This is a genomic window from Pseudarthrobacter sp. W1I19, from assembly GCF_030817835.1.
Lineage (GTDB): Bacteria > Actinomycetota > Actinomycetes > Actinomycetales > Micrococcaceae > Arthrobacter.
In genome coordinates this window covers 407958-423013 of record NZ_JAUSZR010000001.1, presented here as the reverse complement: position 1 = coordinate 423013, position 15056 = coordinate 407958, and the positions used below count along the sequence as shown (strand labels likewise).

At 62.1% G+C, this 15056-nt stretch carries 18 protein-coding genes; 9 read left to right on the top strand and 9 right to left on the bottom strand.

Annotation, left to right across the window (positions count from 1 at the left end):
* Positions 1-19 precede the first annotated feature (19 nt).
* Positions 20-376, top strand: a complete 357-nt coding sequence (locus QF038_RS01910) for a DUF5655 domain-containing protein (RefSeq protein WP_307608212.1) — start codon at positions 20-22, stop codon at positions 374-376.
* A 63-nt stretch (positions 377-439) separates the two neighbouring features.
* Here QF038_RS01910 and QF038_RS01905 read toward each other — a convergent pair whose 3' ends face one another.
* The 7 genes from QF038_RS01905 to QF038_RS01875 all read right to left on the bottom strand — a co-directional run bounded on the left by QF038_RS01905 (position 440) and on the right by QF038_RS01875 (position 4409).
* Positions 440-862 (bottom strand): hypothetical protein, encoded by a 423-nt coding sequence (locus QF038_RS01905; protein ID WP_307608210.1) that lies wholly within the window; start codon positions 860-862, stop codon positions 440-442.
* A 114-nt stretch (positions 863-976) separates the two neighbouring features.
* The gene (locus QF038_RS01900) at positions 977-1582 is read right to left on the bottom strand and encodes a hypothetical protein (RefSeq protein WP_307608208.1); all 606 of its coding nucleotides are present in this window, start codon (positions 1580-1582) and stop codon (positions 977-979) included.
* Entirely contained in the window at positions 1582-1848 is a 267-nt protein-coding gene (locus QF038_RS01895) for a PEP-utilizing enzyme (protein ID WP_307608206.1), read from the bottom strand. Before QF038_RS01895 ends, QF038_RS01900 begins: the two co-directional genes overlap by 1 nt.
* Before the next feature lie 65 nt (positions 1849-1913).
* Positions 1914-2765, bottom strand: coding sequence for a phosphotransferase (locus QF038_RS01890; protein ID WP_307608204.1), 852 nt, complete (start codon positions 2763-2765; stop codon positions 1914-1916).
* Between the two features lie 421 nt (positions 2766-3186).
* Complete coding sequence (locus tag QF038_RS01885; protein ID WP_307608202.1) at positions 3187-3660, bottom strand: DUF1990 family protein; 474 nt, start codon at positions 3658-3660, stop codon at positions 3187-3189.
* Positions 3657-3803: a hypothetical protein gene (locus QF038_RS01880; protein ID WP_307608200.1), complete on the bottom strand. Its 147-nt coding sequence runs from the start codon at positions 3801-3803 to the stop codon at positions 3657-3659. Before QF038_RS01880 ends, QF038_RS01885 begins: the two co-directional genes overlap by 4 nt.
* Positions 3804-3959: 156 nt before the next feature.
* Positions 3960-4409 (bottom strand): hypothetical protein, encoded by a 450-nt coding sequence (locus QF038_RS01875; protein WP_307608198.1) that lies wholly within the window; start codon positions 4407-4409, stop codon positions 3960-3962.
* Between the two features lie 329 nt (positions 4410-4738).
* Between QF038_RS01875 and QF038_RS01870 the strand changes: the two genes are divergently transcribed.
* The 5 genes from QF038_RS01870 to QF038_RS01850 all read left to right on the top strand — a co-directional run bounded on the left by QF038_RS01870 (position 4739) and on the right by QF038_RS01850 (position 8336).
* Complete coding sequence (locus QF038_RS01870) at positions 4739-5152, top strand: hypothetical protein (protein ID WP_307608196.1); 414 nt, start codon at positions 4739-4741, stop codon at positions 5150-5152.
* Between the two features lie 645 nt (positions 5153-5797).
* Entirely contained in the window at positions 5798-6202 is a 405-nt protein-coding gene (locus QF038_RS01865) for a VOC family protein (RefSeq protein WP_307608194.1), read from the top strand.
* Positions 6199-6477 (top strand): helix-turn-helix domain-containing protein, encoded by a 279-nt coding sequence (locus QF038_RS01860; protein WP_307608191.1) that lies wholly within the window; start codon positions 6199-6201, stop codon positions 6475-6477. The genes QF038_RS01865 and QF038_RS01860 overlap by 4 nt, the downstream gene beginning before the upstream one ends.
* A 456-nt stretch (positions 6478-6933) precedes the next feature.
* On the top strand, positions 6934-7542 hold the full coding sequence (locus QF038_RS01855; protein ID WP_307608189.1) for an RNA polymerase sigma factor: 609 nt from the start codon (positions 6934-6936) through the stop codon (positions 7540-7542).
* Entirely contained in the window at positions 7539-8336 is a 798-nt protein-coding gene (locus tag QF038_RS01850) for a peptidase M56 family protein (protein ID WP_307608187.1), read from the top strand. Before QF038_RS01855 ends, QF038_RS01850 begins: the two co-directional genes overlap by 4 nt.
* A gap of 595 nt (positions 8337-8931) precedes the next feature.
* Here QF038_RS01850 and QF038_RS01845 read toward each other — a convergent pair.
* Entirely contained in the window at positions 8932-9723 is a 792-nt protein-coding gene (locus QF038_RS01845) for an aminotransferase class I/II-fold pyridoxal phosphate-dependent enzyme (protein WP_307608185.1), read from the bottom strand.
* A gap of 228 nt (positions 9724-9951) precedes the next feature.
* On the opposite strand from QF038_RS01845, the gene QF038_RS01840 reads away from it, so the two are divergent.
* A complete protein-coding gene (locus QF038_RS01840; RefSeq protein WP_307608183.1) occupies positions 9952-10818 on the top strand; it encodes a class I SAM-dependent methyltransferase in 867 nt (288 codons plus the stop codon).
* A gap of 114 nt (positions 10819-10932) precedes the next feature.
* On the opposite strand, the gene QF038_RS01835 is transcribed toward QF038_RS01840, so the two are convergent.
* Positions 10933-11277: a hypothetical protein gene (locus QF038_RS01835; RefSeq protein WP_307608181.1), complete on the bottom strand. Its 345-nt coding sequence runs from the start codon at positions 11275-11277 to the stop codon at positions 10933-10935.
* A 681-nt stretch (positions 11278-11958) separates the two neighbouring features.
* On the opposite strand from QF038_RS01835, the gene QF038_RS01830 reads away from it, so the two are divergent.
* Both QF038_RS01830 and QF038_RS01825 read left to right on the top strand, forming a co-directional pair.
* Positions 11959-13197, top strand: coding sequence for an NYN domain-containing protein (locus tag QF038_RS01830; RefSeq protein WP_307608179.1), 1239 nt, complete (start codon positions 11959-11961; stop codon positions 13195-13197).
* 227 nt (positions 13198-13424) lie between these two features.
* Positions 13425-15008 (top strand): phospholipase D-like domain-containing protein, encoded by a 1584-nt coding sequence (locus tag QF038_RS01825; protein WP_307608177.1) that lies wholly within the window; start codon positions 13425-13427, stop codon positions 15006-15008.
* Positions 15009-15056: the final 48 nt, after the last annotated feature.

Below are 15056 nucleotides of genomic sequence, written 5' to 3'. Positions count from 1 at the left end.
TCAGGGCAAGTAGGCCACCATGGTGACTGTGGATGCACAGCAGCTTTTCCCCGGCGCGCTCACGGAGATCTATGATGCGCTTTCAGCGCGGATGTCCGGGCTGGGTGACGACATCGTCGAAGAGTTTTCAAGAACCCAGGTGAGTTACGGGGCGGCGCGGAAGTTCACGTGGCTCACCCCCATCACGAAGACCAAAGCACTGCTGACCATGGACATGTGGGATGAGCACCACGGCTCCTTCGTCCGTGATGTCATCCCGTTTCGTCATGACAAGTACACCCACCAAGTGGAAGTGCGCACCCCGGCCGACATTGAGTCTGTGGCCGCCCTCGGCTGGTTTGAAGATTCAGCCGCCTGGGGCCGGAAGCAACGGTGACCAGTTGGCTGCTTCGTAAGCGCCGGCATCGTCGCTTTCCTCAAGCTGATTGGCTCAGTTCCACTAAGAGCCGGCGATGACGTACTCACCATTGAGCTCCTTGACCAGGCGTCCGATGTCCCTCGTTGACGGTTGGCCCGTTGCTATTTCAGTGAAGTCGACAACCATCCAATTCTTCCCATGGACGAGATGGATTTTGCCTTGGTTGGAGTCAGACAAGATCTGATAGGTTTCGCGAAATGTTTTCTCATTTACAAAAAGGTCTATCTGGACCTTTTCAAAGCACAATTTCTGCGCCGAGGCCAGCCTGATGTCATCGCCCATTGGCACAATTGGATCACCAACAGGATCAGCTTCGCAGGCCAGCGCACCATCGACGGCCATGTAAGCCTCATCCATGGACCTGAATTCCTGTAAGTTCTCGCCTCCCGGCTGCTCTTTGGCTTCACATCCCGTGACCGGAGCAGCCACAAGAAAAGCCGCCACTGCAACATTCCGCAAACACCTGTTTATCGTCATTTTTACCCCCGGTTATTTATCGCACTATTCCACGTTCTTGAGGAACCCAATAACCCTTTCCGGTCAGTCGGGGTGCGGTATTTATCGCTGTATGCCGAGAGTGGCGATCAGGTCCTCGTGGAACTCGAACCAAATGCGATGAAAGGAATCACGGTCTGTGGCGATCAACCAGGTTGCTTCTGTGGCTGCATTCGCCACCGCCTGGTCGAGGCGTTGCGCGTATCCGCCAAACCGCGGCAACGCTCCAGCCAGACGGGTTTCCAGTCCGCGGAAGGATGTCACGGCGTCGGTAAAAGTTTGATGCTTCCTGTGGTCCAGCCCTTGATCTGGCTGGTTGTCCTGGAACAGCCGGTCGAGCTGAAGCTGGCTGCAGGCGGCGACAATATCCGTGTTCAGGGGCACAAACTCCGCGTGCACGGAGGTGACCGCGGCACGTGCACCCGCCACTTCAAGTTCCTCGGCCAGGAGCCGTTCATTTTCCGCCCTTCCGGCGACCGTCAGCGACCATCCCCGCGAGTCCCCGAACGAGGAGCGTACGGCCCACCCCCTCAGGCCGGCTTCGATGAGAAGACGTTCGACTTGTTGCGGATCCTGGCCGAACCTTTTCGCAACTGCCCCAGCGTCGGCGAAGCCGAGGAGCCTGATGGAGTGGAGGGTGAGCAGCATTGTGGGCTGGTCCGAGCTCATCACGGATCCTTTGCCGGCGGTTCGGTGACGGTTCCCTGGGTTCCGTCGACCACGATGGTGGTTCCGGCCGGGAAAAGGTTAAGGGCGCCGGCCACACCTAAAACAGCGGGAATGCCATATTCGCGAGCCACGATAGCGGCGTGCGAAAGCATGCCGCCTGTTTCCGTGACAATTGCAGCGGCCAGCCCGAACAGCGGTGTCCAGGCAGGGTCAGTGGTCCGGCAGACAAGGATGTCGCCGGGCATCACTGTCGAAAATTCATCCACGCTATGCACCGTCCTTGCCGTACCGCAGGCGGTCCCTGGGCTGGCGCCGGTTCCAAAGTAAGTCATCAGCCAAAATCACCGTGCCGGCCGGGCAGTACCGGGAGGTAGTTGCTTCTGTAGTTTGCGAGCGCATCAGCCAGCATCCGGTGGCCCTGTTTCTCGAACTCGTGGTCGCCAACCTGGAAAGCCCAGGCGGCAGTGGAGACGGCTTCACGCAGCAGTGTTATATTCCAGAGCCTGCTCTCTCGCGGATCTGAACCGTATCCCTCAAAGAAGGCCGCTTCCAGCTCGGGACCGGACCGCCATTGCTGCACAGCGAGGCGGCAGAAATCGCTGATGGCCGGCCTGAATTCAAACCGGCCGAAGTCTATGACTCTTAACTCACTGCCGTTCATGAGCCAGTTGCGTGGTTGCCAGTCACCGTGGGTCGGCACCACCGGCACCGGTTCCGGACGGTATGCGGCGAGTATGCCCCGCACTTTCTCCGCCGCAGATTCTTCAATGCGGTGGGGCGTCTCCAGCCAGGCCATCGCTTTCTCCGTAGCTGCCGCCTCATACCGCGAGTCCGTCCGTACCGTTTGGACGTGGAATGTACGCAGGAGATGCCCGGCTTGCAGGTAAGTACCGCTCTCATATTCAGCTCCGCTTCCCTCCACCAGGTAACCCTCCAGATACTCCGCTATCAGGAGGTTCAAGGAACGGTTGGCGTGTACGAGTCTGGGTGCCCTCTCCTGGCGGGTCCAGACTCCTGTCCAGGCCTCATGAGCGTCTAGTTCACGACTTATGTGACGGTTGGAAGGTCCCGCAGCCTTGATGACATACCTACCCTGTCCGTGTGCCACTTCAAGCACAGCGGTATCCACGAGATTCCAGGAAAGATCAGTCAGGAATCGAACGCCCGGGAGCCGGGTTTCCACGAACTCGGTTTGTCCGGCACTAAGCCGGTTCCGGTGCCAGGATTCCATCCCAGCAGACTAACGCGTCCACGCCGACATCTCTCCATGGCAGCGTGCGTCGATAGTTCCGACCTCGCTCAAGGTGCCTTGGCTCCGGCCCCAAGCCTCTCGCCACTAGGGGACCGCGGATTGCCCTCTATGCGAGAGCTCTGACTTCAACTAGTCGATGTCTCGTATCCAAAAGCTTTTCAAGACACTGTTCGCGGCGACCCCGCATGCTAACGGTTTGGCTTTCGGCGATAAAATTTCGGTCTATTCGCAGCGCTATTTGGCGCCACGGTGCAGCCCGTAAGGGGATCCCCTTATGGACAGCCGATCCCTTCTCCAAGTCCAACTTGATCTGTCACTGGCCCTAGGTTTTGCCGCGCTGCCTTTATGAGCATTACTCCAGAGCGCGCAGGTACCGTCTTTGAACTATCCGCTGTGCGATAAGGATGAGAGGGAAGAGGAGCCGCCATGGTTGTCGTGGTGCAGCTCGCGTAAGGGAGCGAATGGTCAGGTGCACTTCGTCGCCACGTCGGTAAACGAAAAAGGCTTCCTCCCCATCTACCGGGTGGCCAGGCAGGGTGCGGTACGAAAACCCGCATCTTCCTGGTTCTTGGACAACGTCTACAACTTCCACTGGTTCCACAACAGTCACGCCCAACACCCGCGCAGTTACGACGACATGCTCACCCGGCGATACCGGCCCTAGTGAGTCCACGACAAAGCCACTCTGGGTTTTTAACTTCCAACGGAGCACTTCATGAGCGGCACGGTGCCAAACCGCGTCACCACTCCCGACGAAGCCATTCACTTCTGAGCGTCTGTACTTGTGGTCACTGGGAGGCCATTGATCTTGATGGGGCCTTGTCATGTGCCCTCTCGGCCATTTTGCGTTGCATCCACATTCAGGCTCTGACGGGCTGCAATGATTCCGTCCCGCGTCGCCGCCCTGATGACTCCATAGAGGACATAAAAGAAAATGGCTGCAAACACCACAACCAAGACAATATTCATTGCTCTTCCCCCGCATGTTGACTTGTCCAAGAAGGACATAGCAACCTTACTTCAGGCGCAGATACAGCCATATCAGGGCGTCTCACCAACCCTAGGGATTCGAGACACAGGGGTTCGAGACAGGGCCTCAGACAATTCCCTATTAGAAGACCGGGGCTAGACGCTGGCTCCGTTATTGATCTGCCGGTACCGGGAACGGCAGGGGAGCCTCCATGCCCAATATGCGATCAGGAGTCCAGCCGTCGCGGCCCCACCCGCGTAGGCCCAGGGCGAGGACCATGACCCTTCGCGGGTGGGAATGGCAAAGGCAACCACGGCCAGAACAACCTCCACGGCCGCCTGCAGCGGTCTGGCCCGGTACTCACGGTCGGCCAGCCGGACCAGGGGAATGATCGGGAGCAGGAACAGGCCCAGGCTGGGGATCGGGTAGATCCCGTTGAACGTGTAGATCGTCATGCCCAGCAGTAACAGCCCAAGGAATTTCAGCACCCGCATTGCCGGGAGCGGGTTCTCCGGCGTCCACCGGCTCAGGAGCAAGCCCCAGGCCGGCAGCCCGAGCAGCCAGCCGCCGCACCACCAGGCGACGTTCGTCAGCGCCAGCGGCACGAGCAGGGCGCCGGGAAGCAGGAACGGCCCCGGCCTGGCGCAGCGACAGGAGCTTTCGGGTTGGACCGAAGATGCAGGCCCCGATCAGCAGGTAGGTGGCCACGTACCAGGGGAGCATTTGGGTCACCGGATCGGTCAGGTTGAACACCATCAGCGTAAGAGCGGGGACCATGACGCAGACCGCGGCGAAGGTCCACGGACGACGGTCAGCGTTCGGCGTGGCATCCCCCAATGTCATGGGACGCACTCTACTGGCTTAAAGGAGCATGGAGCCGGTGTTCACGGGGCAGGTGATCTGAGGGTGGCCCATGACTGCGTACTCTCTTTGCATGGGTGAGTTCATTCGCTATCAAAGTGCCGTCCCTAACCGTCGCGGACGATTTCCAGGAGTTTTCGCGATGGCCAACGGCCTTAGGAATGAAGGGCTTTTGGGTGAAGCAGATAAGCAGTGGCTCCAAATTGCCAACGCCAACGCGAACGCGGCGTATACGGACCCGACAACCATTGTGGCTGATTGCTACGACTTGGAGCTGAACCCTGGCGCCAGGTCGTGGTTCAAAGCTGAGTCCACGCAACTTCTCGATATGACGGCTGCATACCTAGACCTACTCGACCGGCACAACATCCCCTGGATGGCGCTTCGCACCCGCAGCCCGGGCCGACTTGTCTACGAGGACGAAGTGCAAGTCGTCGCTGTTCCTCACACTTATCCAGACCATTGGCCGTTCCAACCAGTCCGGTAGAGGATTGCCTAACGGGACGGGTTGCGGGCGGGCGTCTCTCGGGATGTGCTCATGGCCGTCCCTCCGGCCCATGGCAGTTTTCCCCCGGCACGTAGGATCCGCTTCAAGGCGCGTCGAAGCCATAACGGTGTCCAGGAGGTAACGTTCTTGGCCAACTCCTTGCGGCAGGCGGGTTCTGCTGTTTGTCTGGTACTCACCTGATTGATGGATGGGGGTCCAAGATGGAAGCGTCAAGGTTGCCAACGAAGACGATGCGTACAGGGATAGCTCTAGCTGTAATCGCCGCCCTATTGGTAGTGATGAGCCCGCTCATCATTGGTAATTTCGGCACCACTACATTCGCAGCGGACGCACCCGTGGCAATACTGGTTACGACCATCTACCTGCTAGCCCCAGTCGTGTGTGTCTTATTCTCTGCGGTCTTGGTCGCAGCTTCTCTCGTCATGCACCACGCTGAAGCGCTAAAAACAGGCTCTCTGACTGGGCGCTAGAAGCGCGGTGAGGGATCCCCGTCTGCACCAATGCCGGACGCACGGTCTGGTCCCTATCACTCGCCGTACCTCTGAATGGGCTCCCACAAGCCCGCAAGTCGTGAAGTGCGGCTGAGGCTTGACGCCGTACTTGCATTTTGCAAGTATAGGCCGCATGAGCCTTTTCATCACATGCCCGGTTGAGAGCGTTGAGCGCGCGACAGCCTTCTATACCGCCCTCGGCTGGACCCTCAACGCCGAGATGTCCGATCACAACGTGTCATGCTTCGCGATCGCGCCCGAGCAGTACGTCATGCTCGGCAGCCGCGAGATGTACGCGCGCGTTGGCGGCGCCGAGGAGCTGGTCGGCGGACCCGACACCCCCTCGAAGGTCACGGTCTCATTCGACCTCGGCAGCCGCGAGGCGGTCGACGAGCTCACCGAACGCGCCCGCGCCGCCGGCGGGCGGATCGGTGACACCGACGACTACCCCTTCATGTACCAGCGCCAATTTGACGACCCCGACGGCTACCACTACTCGCCGTTTTGGATGAAACCGGACGCCGATCCGACCGAGTGAGCAACCTCGCCGCGGCCCTCGACATCGTCGGAGCGCGGTGGGCCTTGCTCATCGTGGAGCGGCTGCTCGACGGGCCACAGCGCTACGGCGATCTGCAGCGCGACCTCGGAGTGCCGACGAACATTCTCGCGACCCGCCTGCGCGAGCTCGAGGCCGCCGGCGTACTGTCCCGCCTGCCCCTCCGGCACAACACCCGGGCCTACGCGCTGACCGATCGCGGGCTCGCCTTGCGCGAGGCGATCGACGCGCTAGCAAGCTGGGGCGGCGAGGAATGACCCAGGTGTGGCGCGGAATCGCAATGCACTCCGACAAGCTCCCCGGCAGCTACCGCCCCGCCGCCAGCCCCTCCGCCACCCGATATGGATCAAATCACATCGATCAAAACGCGTAGGGGCGCCCCAGAAACTTGAAGCTGCTAGGACACCCCGGCCGCCGGCCACAGTCCCATCTAGAACACCAATGGGGCTTGCAGGGTGTCCGTTGAAGATCGGCTACCGAGACGATCTAGGGGCAATTGCCCATAGCCCGGTTGTGCCGGAGTGTGCTGGTCTTGGACCTCATTAGGACTGGGCGACTGTTATCACCAGTGACCCGGGTTCTAGAAGGGCATTTGCTTTTGGGAATAACCGCTCGTTGATTCGGGGCAGGGGTATTTCTGTGCACTCGTGCGTGGATCTTAAACTTTTTCGGATTCAGTGAAACCTTTTGGGCTTTGCCGGACACTAATGGGCATGGGGAAGAACGAAGACAGCGAAGATGGGTTGTGGCGCCAGAGTCTTCTGGGCCAGGGGGATGCCTTTGGTGCCCTTTACGACAGGCATCGGGACAGGGTCTTCCGCCATGCGTACCGGCTGTGCGGGAATCACCACGACGCTGAAGACATTATTGCTGCCTCCTTCCTTGAGCTCTGGCGGCGGCGAAAGCAGGTCCGGGTCGTGGAAGGATCGATACTTCCGTGGTTGCTGGTGACGACCACGAACATGGCACGTAACAGCGCCCGGACGGCATTGCGCTACCAACGCCTCCTGAAAGCCCTTCCTCGAACCGAGGACGTCAGCGACCCAACAGCAGATTCTTACCGCTCTTACCAGGACGCTCTTGACCATGACCTTGCACGGGCTCTGGCCACACTGACGGCCGAGGACTTGCACCTGGTCACGCTGGTCGTCTTCGAGGAACACACCATCGTTGCCGCCGCCGCTGTTCTAAATCTGACCCCTGCAGCAGCGAAATCAAGGATCCACCGGGCCCGGCAGCGGCTCAGAGCAGCCCTCGACGGGGATGCAACAACAAACCCGCCGACCACTCCAACCCCGGTATTGGAAGGAGGACGGCCATGAATCAGCTCCACGTCGATGATCGCTTCAGTGACGCCCTGCGGGCAGAACTCGTCTCCCAGGTCATGAAGGAAACACCGGCCGCTAAGCGGAGGCGCACCAGGGTGTGGCTTGGTACCGGCGCTCTGGCCGGTGCCGGACTGCTTGGCATTGGAGCGGCGGCGGCAGGGCTCTTCTTCATCCCCGGGGGCGAAAAGGTGACCCCGTTGGCGTCGCCTGTGACCACAACCTACGCGGGCACAGCAACCGTTGAGCTGGGCACTCCTCCCCAGGGGACCACGGGGATTCAAATGGAACTCAGGTGCCTGACCCCTGGCTGGTTTGAGTTTCCTGACGGTGCGTCCAGCAGCTGCTCGGAGGAGGATGCGGTCAGCGACAGGCTGGGCTGGAGCGGCTACACCATCCCCCTCGCCCCCGGCCAGGACAGTGTAACGATCAAGGCCGGCCCCGAGGCCCGCTGGCAGCTTACGGCCGAGTATGTGAAGCAGGAACGAACACCACTGGGTGTCAATGCCAAGGGCGAAACCTACGGCGTCGAAAGCCAGGAGAACGGAACGCCCGATCTTATCGCTGTGATGGCCACCAACGGGCAGTCCGGTTACGCCTACGCGAGCGACCTATATGGCGGCCCCATGCCAACCAGCCCGGAAGACGCCGTCAAGAACTTCAGCAGCCCGCGCCCTCCGCGCGAGATCCCCGTCTTCCAAAGCGATGGAGAAACCCAAGTTGGTGTCTTTATGGCCTCCGGCTCCGGCGGAGGGATACCCTCCTACCCCACGCGAAGTGCGCCAGGATGAACCGATCAGTCGCCCGTCTTCACATACTGCGCCTTATGATGTCGTTCCCCCGAGAGCGCCATCCGTGAGTGCAGGTACGCAACTCTATTTCCGCCGATCAGCATCCACCTTTGAGGGAGCACAATGAAACGCGTTCGGTTATGGAGAGATACCTGATCCTGCCCCTACTTCTCACCATGCTGCTGACATCGTGCGGCGACAAGTTGGCGGGCGGGCCGGGAACTGCCAAACCCACGACGAAGGCCACTAGCTCAATCCCTGGCCCCGCCAGCAGCCCCGTTCCAAGCGGTGGCCCCTTTGCGTGCGTGGACTGGGTCCGGTTCGCCAACCCTCAGGACCAATACGACAACGCCGGCCTGGTGCTCATCGGAAAGCCTGTAAGCCAGGCCGGAGAGACCACAATTTACGGTCACCAGGCCACGACCCACCTCGTGGAAGTCGAGCAGGTACTCAAAGGGAAGCCCGGAGAGGGGAACCTGCGCATCACCTCCACGCCCCCCGACCTGCACTGCAGGAGGGCCCTACCGGGACGGCGACCCACTCGACACCGCTGAAAGAGTCATTATTTTTGCCAACAACCGAGGCGGCGAGTGGCTCACCATGACCCCCGCACAAGGAATCGTGTCTTTCCCCCGGGGCTCAGAACTTCCCTTTCACTGACCCCAGCCCTTACCCATTGGACTAACCCGAGGAGCCCGTAGGGGTTGTCCTCGAAGATCAGCAGATCGTTGCTGCGGCACAGCTCACCCACCCGGCGGCGCCGCTGCAGGGAAAGGTTGACGCCACCCGGGTTTTGGAAGTTGGGAATGGTGTAAAGGCCTTTGGCGGATTTCCCGGCTGCCCGTACTTCACCGATCAGCCGCTCCAGTTCCTCCGGGATGAGCCCGTCAGCATCCATCGGCACATGGACGATCTCAGCCTCGTAACTCGTGAAGACGGCCATTCCGCCGGCGTAGGAGGGCGCCTCGGCGAAGATGACATCACCGGGGTTGACCAGGACGCGCGCAGCCACGTCAAGGGCCTGCTGGCTTCCGGACGTCACCAGCACCTGGTCCGCCTCCGCGGTGATGCCTTCGAGCTTCATGAGCTCGGCAATATGGCCCCGCAGTTCGGGGATGCCGTCGCTGGCTCCATACTGGAACGAACGCTCTCCGCTTTCGAGCAGGATCCGGTGCGCGTCCAGGGCGATCCGGTCAAACGGCAGGGCTCCCAGGTAGGGAGCGCCGTTGGCAAAGGAAATCATTCCTGGCCGTTGGGCTGCCCGGAACACCTTGCGGACCTCTGAGGGCCGGGCTGCCAGCGCCCGCCGTGCAAGATGGTGCTGGGCATCCTGGCAGATTTCCGGGTAGGCAGGTGCGTCTGCGGAAGATTCCACGGAAATGGACATGGGTTCCTTTCATCCATGAGTAACCCCAATGTCAGGGCTTAATCCCAATGCTGTCTAAGACCAAACCTGGGGGAAGGCCATACCCGATCGGCATAAAGGATTTCCTGTTGGTCGCTCCTGGCACCCTTCTCTCCGCTGCCCGGCAGGCAGACACCACCCCCTTTAGAAGCTGAGGAGATCTGAGCCTGGACCTTACGATCGCGTGGATCGGCGTTGTAGGGTGACGGCGTGATCGTCCCCACTATTTCCCAGAACGCCGCGGCAGTTGCGGATCACTACGACGAGCTCGACCCGATTTATCGCCGGGTGTGGGGAGAGCATGTCCATCACGGGCTATGGTCGACCGGTCGCGAGAAGCCCGCCGAGGCCGTCGAGGCGCTGGTCGATACTGTCGACGAGCGGCTTCGCCTTCTGCCCGGCGAAGCGTGCGTAGACATTGGCTGCGGCTATGGCTCAACCGCACGGCAGCTCGCGCTGACACACAGGGTCAGCGTTACCGGCTTCACGCTGTCCGCCGAGCAGGCCCGCTTCGCCGCCGCGCATCCCGTACCTGGCGTGGACATCCAGCTCCGGGACTGGCTGGCCAACGGGCTGCCCGACGCCTCGGCCGATGCCGCATGGGCGATCGAGTCGAGCGAGCACATGGTCGATAAGCAAAGGTTCTTCGCCGAGGCACATCGGGTGCTGGCGCCCGGCGGCCGCTTCGTGGTCTGCGCGTGGCTGGCCGAGACTGATGCCAGCGGCTGGAAGCTTCGCCACCTGCTCGAGCCGATCTGCCGCGAAGGGCGCCTGCCCTCGATGGGTACGCGCGAGGAGTACGAGGCGATGGCAAGGGCAGCGGGCTTCATGGTCAATGACTATGAGGATGTCAGCCGACGCGTCGCACGCACCTGGACGATCTGCGCCCGTCGACTCGTGAAGGCCTTGCTCGTCGATCGGGAGACCCGTCGCGTGGCCCTTGGCGCACGCAACCTCTTCGCTCTAAGCCTCCCCCGCATGATTCTGGCCTATCGCACCGGTGCGATGCGCTATGGGATATTCACCCTGTCGAAGGCGAGGGAGGACGGGGCGCGCCGCGCGGACCCCGGCACATAAACGCGGCAGGAGCCAGCGTGCCGGCAAGCAGGACAGCGGACGACGGCGGAGCCTCCCGCCGTCGTCCGCTGCTTCTTGTAGGGCCCGCCATTGCGCCCTCCAAGACCATTCCGGCTAGGCGTCCAAAGGCATGTCGAACAGTTGCTCGGCAAGCCGGATCAAGTGGCGCGGAGCGTCGGCGTGCTCCCCTGACTCCGCCTCACCCAAGAACAGGGCCGTCCCGTGGATTGTCGCTTCCACGTCAACGCCGACTTCGCGGATCAGGACTTCCGCCCGGAGGTTCTCGGCGTATTTGGTTCCCTCGCTGTCCAGGTAGGCATGCCAGCCCGTCCCGCCGATATGCCCAATGTCCCCCGCCGCCACCCGCAGCAGCGCTGCCCGGTCCAACTCCACGGGCAGGATATGCACGGGGTGGGCCAGCGGGCCGGGGACCACTAAGGCCGTGAAGGAAGTGTTCATGGTGTTGTCCTTGACGCTCGATCCGGTGTGCGGCGCCTGACCGCCGCGGAGAACGGGCAGCCGTTTCGGGCTAGGAGTCCCTTGTCCGGCTGCCCGCGGGCTATTTAGCGTTGGTTTTTGCGCGGCTTTGCGAAATTAAGTTCGCTATTCTCGTTTTTGGCCCTTTTGTCGGCCCTTTTTTCGAGAATCGACTTGCCGGCTTTTTTAGCAGCGCCGCTTTTGGGGGATTTTCCGGACATCGGAATCACGCCTTTCTTTGCTTGCGTTACCCAGTACCATACCTACTTTTATTTTTTAAGCCAGTCCCGGAAACTGGGCCTCTAGCCGCAGCCTGAAGGTCGCCCGCGCCCGACTAAGCCGGTTGGGCTTTTCTCAATTTGACCAATAAGCGTTTTCGAATTTTTGCCAAGAAGTGCCGCCGACGGTAGAACTTAATGCGAAAAAACGGACGAGTTGCAGAGATTCCATCTTTACCTCCCTCAACCTGCCTAAAGGAATTTCGTCACCGGCCGGCTGTAACCTGAACACCCACCAACAATTGGATGGCGTGACCTTCAGTTGCGAACAGTCGGGTCGCACTACAAGGTGCGCGGACGGCGGTGGGACCTCCCGCCGCCGTATGCTCGCGTGTCGCACCCAAAGGGGAAGCGGGCGGCGCACTGTTGCTGGCACACTGGCCCAATGAATGCGGCACTCACACCTTCCCGCCGGCCTGGCATCCGCGCGGCGATGTTTGTTGATTTCGACAACGTCTTCACCGGCCTCCAGGCTTTGGATCCGCAAGCGGCGAAGCGGTTTGCAGAAGACCCCAAACACTGGGCTGATGCCTTGTCTGCAGGAGGTCCCGGTGAGGGAGCCCGGCGCTTCCTGATCCGCAACTGCTACCTGAACCCCATGGTGTATTCGAAATACCGCACGTATTGGACCCGCGCCGGATTCCGCGTCATAGACTGCCCCTCCCTCACCCAGCGGGGCAAGAGCAGCACGGACATCAACCTGGTGCTCGACGCCATGGACGCACTCTCCGGCGGCGGTGGCATCGAGGAGTTCTTTATCGCGTCAGCCGATGCCGACTTCACGTCCCTGATCCAGCGGTTCCGCGCCGCCGACCGGATGACCACCGTCATCGCAGCCGGCGCGGTGGCCTTCGCCTACAGGGAGATGGCTGACCATGTGGTGGAGTCCCACGATTTTGTCTCGATCCTCAACGGCACCACAGCTGAGCCCCTCCACCCAGCAGCCTCCTTGCCGCAAACCCAGGCACCTGCCGCAGCTCAAGCAAAGGCCAAAGCCCACTCCCTCGCGATCCGTGAGGTGGCGGAATTCGTCCGGACCGCCCCCGGACCGGTGGTCGGAGCGATGGTGGCTCACCGGGCTCTCACGGCAGATCCTTCCTTGAAGACGGACTGGGGCGGCTTCGGAAAGTTTGGGACCTGGGTTTCCCACATCGGCAAGAACGTCGAGTATTCGGCGGCGCAGGGTGGCTGGGTCTGGGACTCGAAGCGGTTCTCCAATGAGGACCTTCCCCTGCCGGCCGATGCGCAGCCGGGTGTCGAGGAGCGGGTCACCCGCGTGACGGACGTGCCGGCGCTCTCGGAAGCCCAGTTTCGGCAGGTCTTTGAGGCCATGGCAGAACGGTTGCGGGAGCATCCGCCGCTCAGCCGCACTGAACTGTCCCGGCAGGTGCGGGATGACTGCGTCAATGCGGGCCAGCCGGTCTCCCGCAGTGCGGTCAGTTTTGTCCTGCAGGGCCTCGCCTACGCCAATTTCCAGCTTCACGACCAGGCGACAGCGGAGGAATTGGCCGCAGCCTGGACGGAGAATGTGGAAGAACTGTGCCGGGTGGCGCTTCTGGAATTCGACGCGGCGGAGAAGCTGGCAGTCCGGCGCTGGGCCAGCGGCGGGATGCTGGACAACTGACAAACAGAAACGGACGACGGCGGGAGGTCCGCCGTCGTCCGCTTCTGCCAGTGGCAGCGTCCATCAGGCACCCCCACAGGGACGTGCTGAACGGCCTGGTGCAGGCGGAATCTGCGAGATCACGATGCTGGGAGGTGAGTCCAACCCGATGACATTGCTCAACGCCGTCGTAGGCTACTGAGGAGGTTGAACACCAACGCAGGCCTCGGGCCCGAAGGGAACATCGAGTGGACAGTAATCCTGGTACCTGGTTCTTGAGTGGCGCTGAGCGGGGGAACACGGCCACCGGCGTGCACGCCGGAGATGTCGGATCGCAGTCCTGGTCCGAGGGAAACCTGGTGCGGCCCCTGATTCACGGGGCCACCTACTTCGCGCGGCTGCATGAGGAGCTGACAGCCCTGCAGGCCGGAGACCGGGTCTGGTTCACCGACTGGCGCGGCGACGGCGACGAGAAGCTCACCCCGGACGGACCCACGATCGGTGAGCTGCTGGCGCGGTTGGCAGAAGCGGGGGTGGAGGTGCGCGGACTGATCTGGAGGTCGCACGGAGAGCGCATCTCGGCCCCGATGAGCAACCGGTCCAACGAGCTCCTTAGCCGCCAGATCAATGACGCCGGCGGTGAAGTCCTGTTGGATCAGCGGGTTCGCCTCTTCGGCTGCCATCACCAGAAACTGGTGGTCATCCGCCGTCGTGACGACCCGTCACGGGACGTTGCATTTGTGGGCGGAATCGACCTCTCGCACGGACGCAGGGACGACGCCGATCATGCGGGAGACCCGCAGGCGGTGGACATGGACCCCCGGTACGGGAAACAACCCCCGTGGCACGATGCCGCCCTGGAACTGCGCGGCCCGGTGGTGACGGATGTGCTGGAGCTGTTCGCCGAAAGGTGGAACGACCCGCACCCGCTGGACCACCGCACACCGTACCGGATGCTGCTGCAGCGCCTGGCCGATATGCCCCGGCATCCTGAACCCCTGCCGGAGACTGCGCCGCCACCGCCGCCGGCCGGGCCCCACGCCGTGCAGCTGCTGCGCACTTACGGCGTGAAGCACCCGCCGTTCCCGTTCGCCCCCGGCGGTGAGCGGAGCGTTGCCCGGGCCTACACGAAAGCCTTCTCCCAGGCCCGCTCGCTGATCTACATCGAGGACCAGTACCTGTGGTCCTCTGAGGTGGCCGCCGGAATCGCTGCGGCCCTCGAACAGAACCGGGAGTTGAACGTGATCGCCGTCGTGCCCCGGTACCCGGACTCGGACGGTCCGCTCGGAGGGCCGCCCAAGCGGGTGGGGCAGCTGCGCGCCATCGAAAGGATGCGCCGCGTTGCCCCCGGCAGGTTCGGCGTGTTCAATCTGGAGAACAAGGCCGGGACTCCGATCTATGTCCACGCCAAGATCTGCATCATCGATGACACCTGGTTCACCATCGGGTCGGACAACTTCAACCGCCGGTCCTGGACCACGGACAGCGAGCTTACCTGCGCGGTCATCGACACCAGCGCTGGTTCTGATGCATCCCGTTCGCTGGCCCACTCACTGCGGCGCCAGCTCTGGGCCGAACACTTGGGCCTGGACCAGAATGACCCCCAGCTCAACGACCCGGCAGCCGGGCTCGGCTTGTGGACGGCCACTGCCGGCGCGCTGGACCAGTGGCACAGAGCCGGACGCGGCTCCGACCGCCCCCGGGGACAAGTGCGGCAGCACCATCCGCAACCGGTGCGGCGGCTCCAGCGCATCTGGGCGAATCCCGTCAACCGCCTCCTGATAGACCCGGACGGCCGCCCCCGGAAAATGCGCGGGACTACTGAGTTCTAGGCAAAGGACAAAACGAAACGGACGACGGCGGGGACCTCCCGCCGTCGT

What these genes read in the sequence shown, in the direction of transcription:
- QF038_RS01910 (WP_307608212.1), top strand. Translation starts at nt 20, where the DNA reads ATGGTGACTGTGGATGCACAGCAGCTTTTCCCCGGCGCGCTCACGGAG.
- QF038_RS01900 (WP_307608208.1), bottom strand. Translation starts at nt 1,582, where the DNA reads ATGAGCTCGGACCAGCCCACAATGCTGCTCACCCTCCACTCCATCAGG.
- QF038_RS01885 (WP_307608202.1), bottom strand. Translation starts at nt 3,660, where the DNA reads ATGACAAGGCCCCATCAAGATCAATGGCCTCCCAGTGACCACAAGTAC.
- QF038_RS01880 (WP_307608200.1), bottom strand. Translation starts at nt 3,803, where the DNA reads ATGAATATTGTCTTGGTTGTGGTGTTTGCAGCCATTTTCTTTTATGTC.
- QF038_RS01870 (WP_307608196.1), top strand. Translation starts at nt 4,739, where the DNA reads ATGGGTGAGTTCATTCGCTATCAAAGTGCCGTCCCTAACCGTCGCGGA.
- QF038_RS01865 (WP_307608194.1), top strand. Translation starts at nt 5,798, where the DNA reads ATGAGCCTTTTCATCACATGCCCGGTTGAGAGCGTTGAGCGCGCGACA.
- QF038_RS01855 (WP_307608189.1), top strand. Translation starts at nt 6,934, where the DNA reads ATGGGGAAGAACGAAGACAGCGAAGATGGGTTGTGGCGCCAGAGTCTT.
- QF038_RS01850 (WP_307608187.1), top strand. Translation starts at nt 7,539, where the DNA reads ATGAATCAGCTCCACGTCGATGATCGCTTCAGTGACGCCCTGCGGGCA.
- QF038_RS01845 (WP_307608185.1), bottom strand. Translation starts at nt 9,723, where the DNA reads ATGTCCATTTCCGTGGAATCTTCCGCAGACGCACCTGCCTACCCGGAA.
- QF038_RS01835 (WP_307608181.1), bottom strand. Translation starts at nt 11,277, where the DNA reads ATGAACACTTCCTTCACGGCCTTAGTGGTCCCCGGCCCGCTGGCCCAC.
- QF038_RS01830 (WP_307608179.1), top strand. Translation starts at nt 11,959, where the DNA reads ATGAATGCGGCACTCACACCTTCCCGCCGGCCTGGCATCCGCGCGGCG.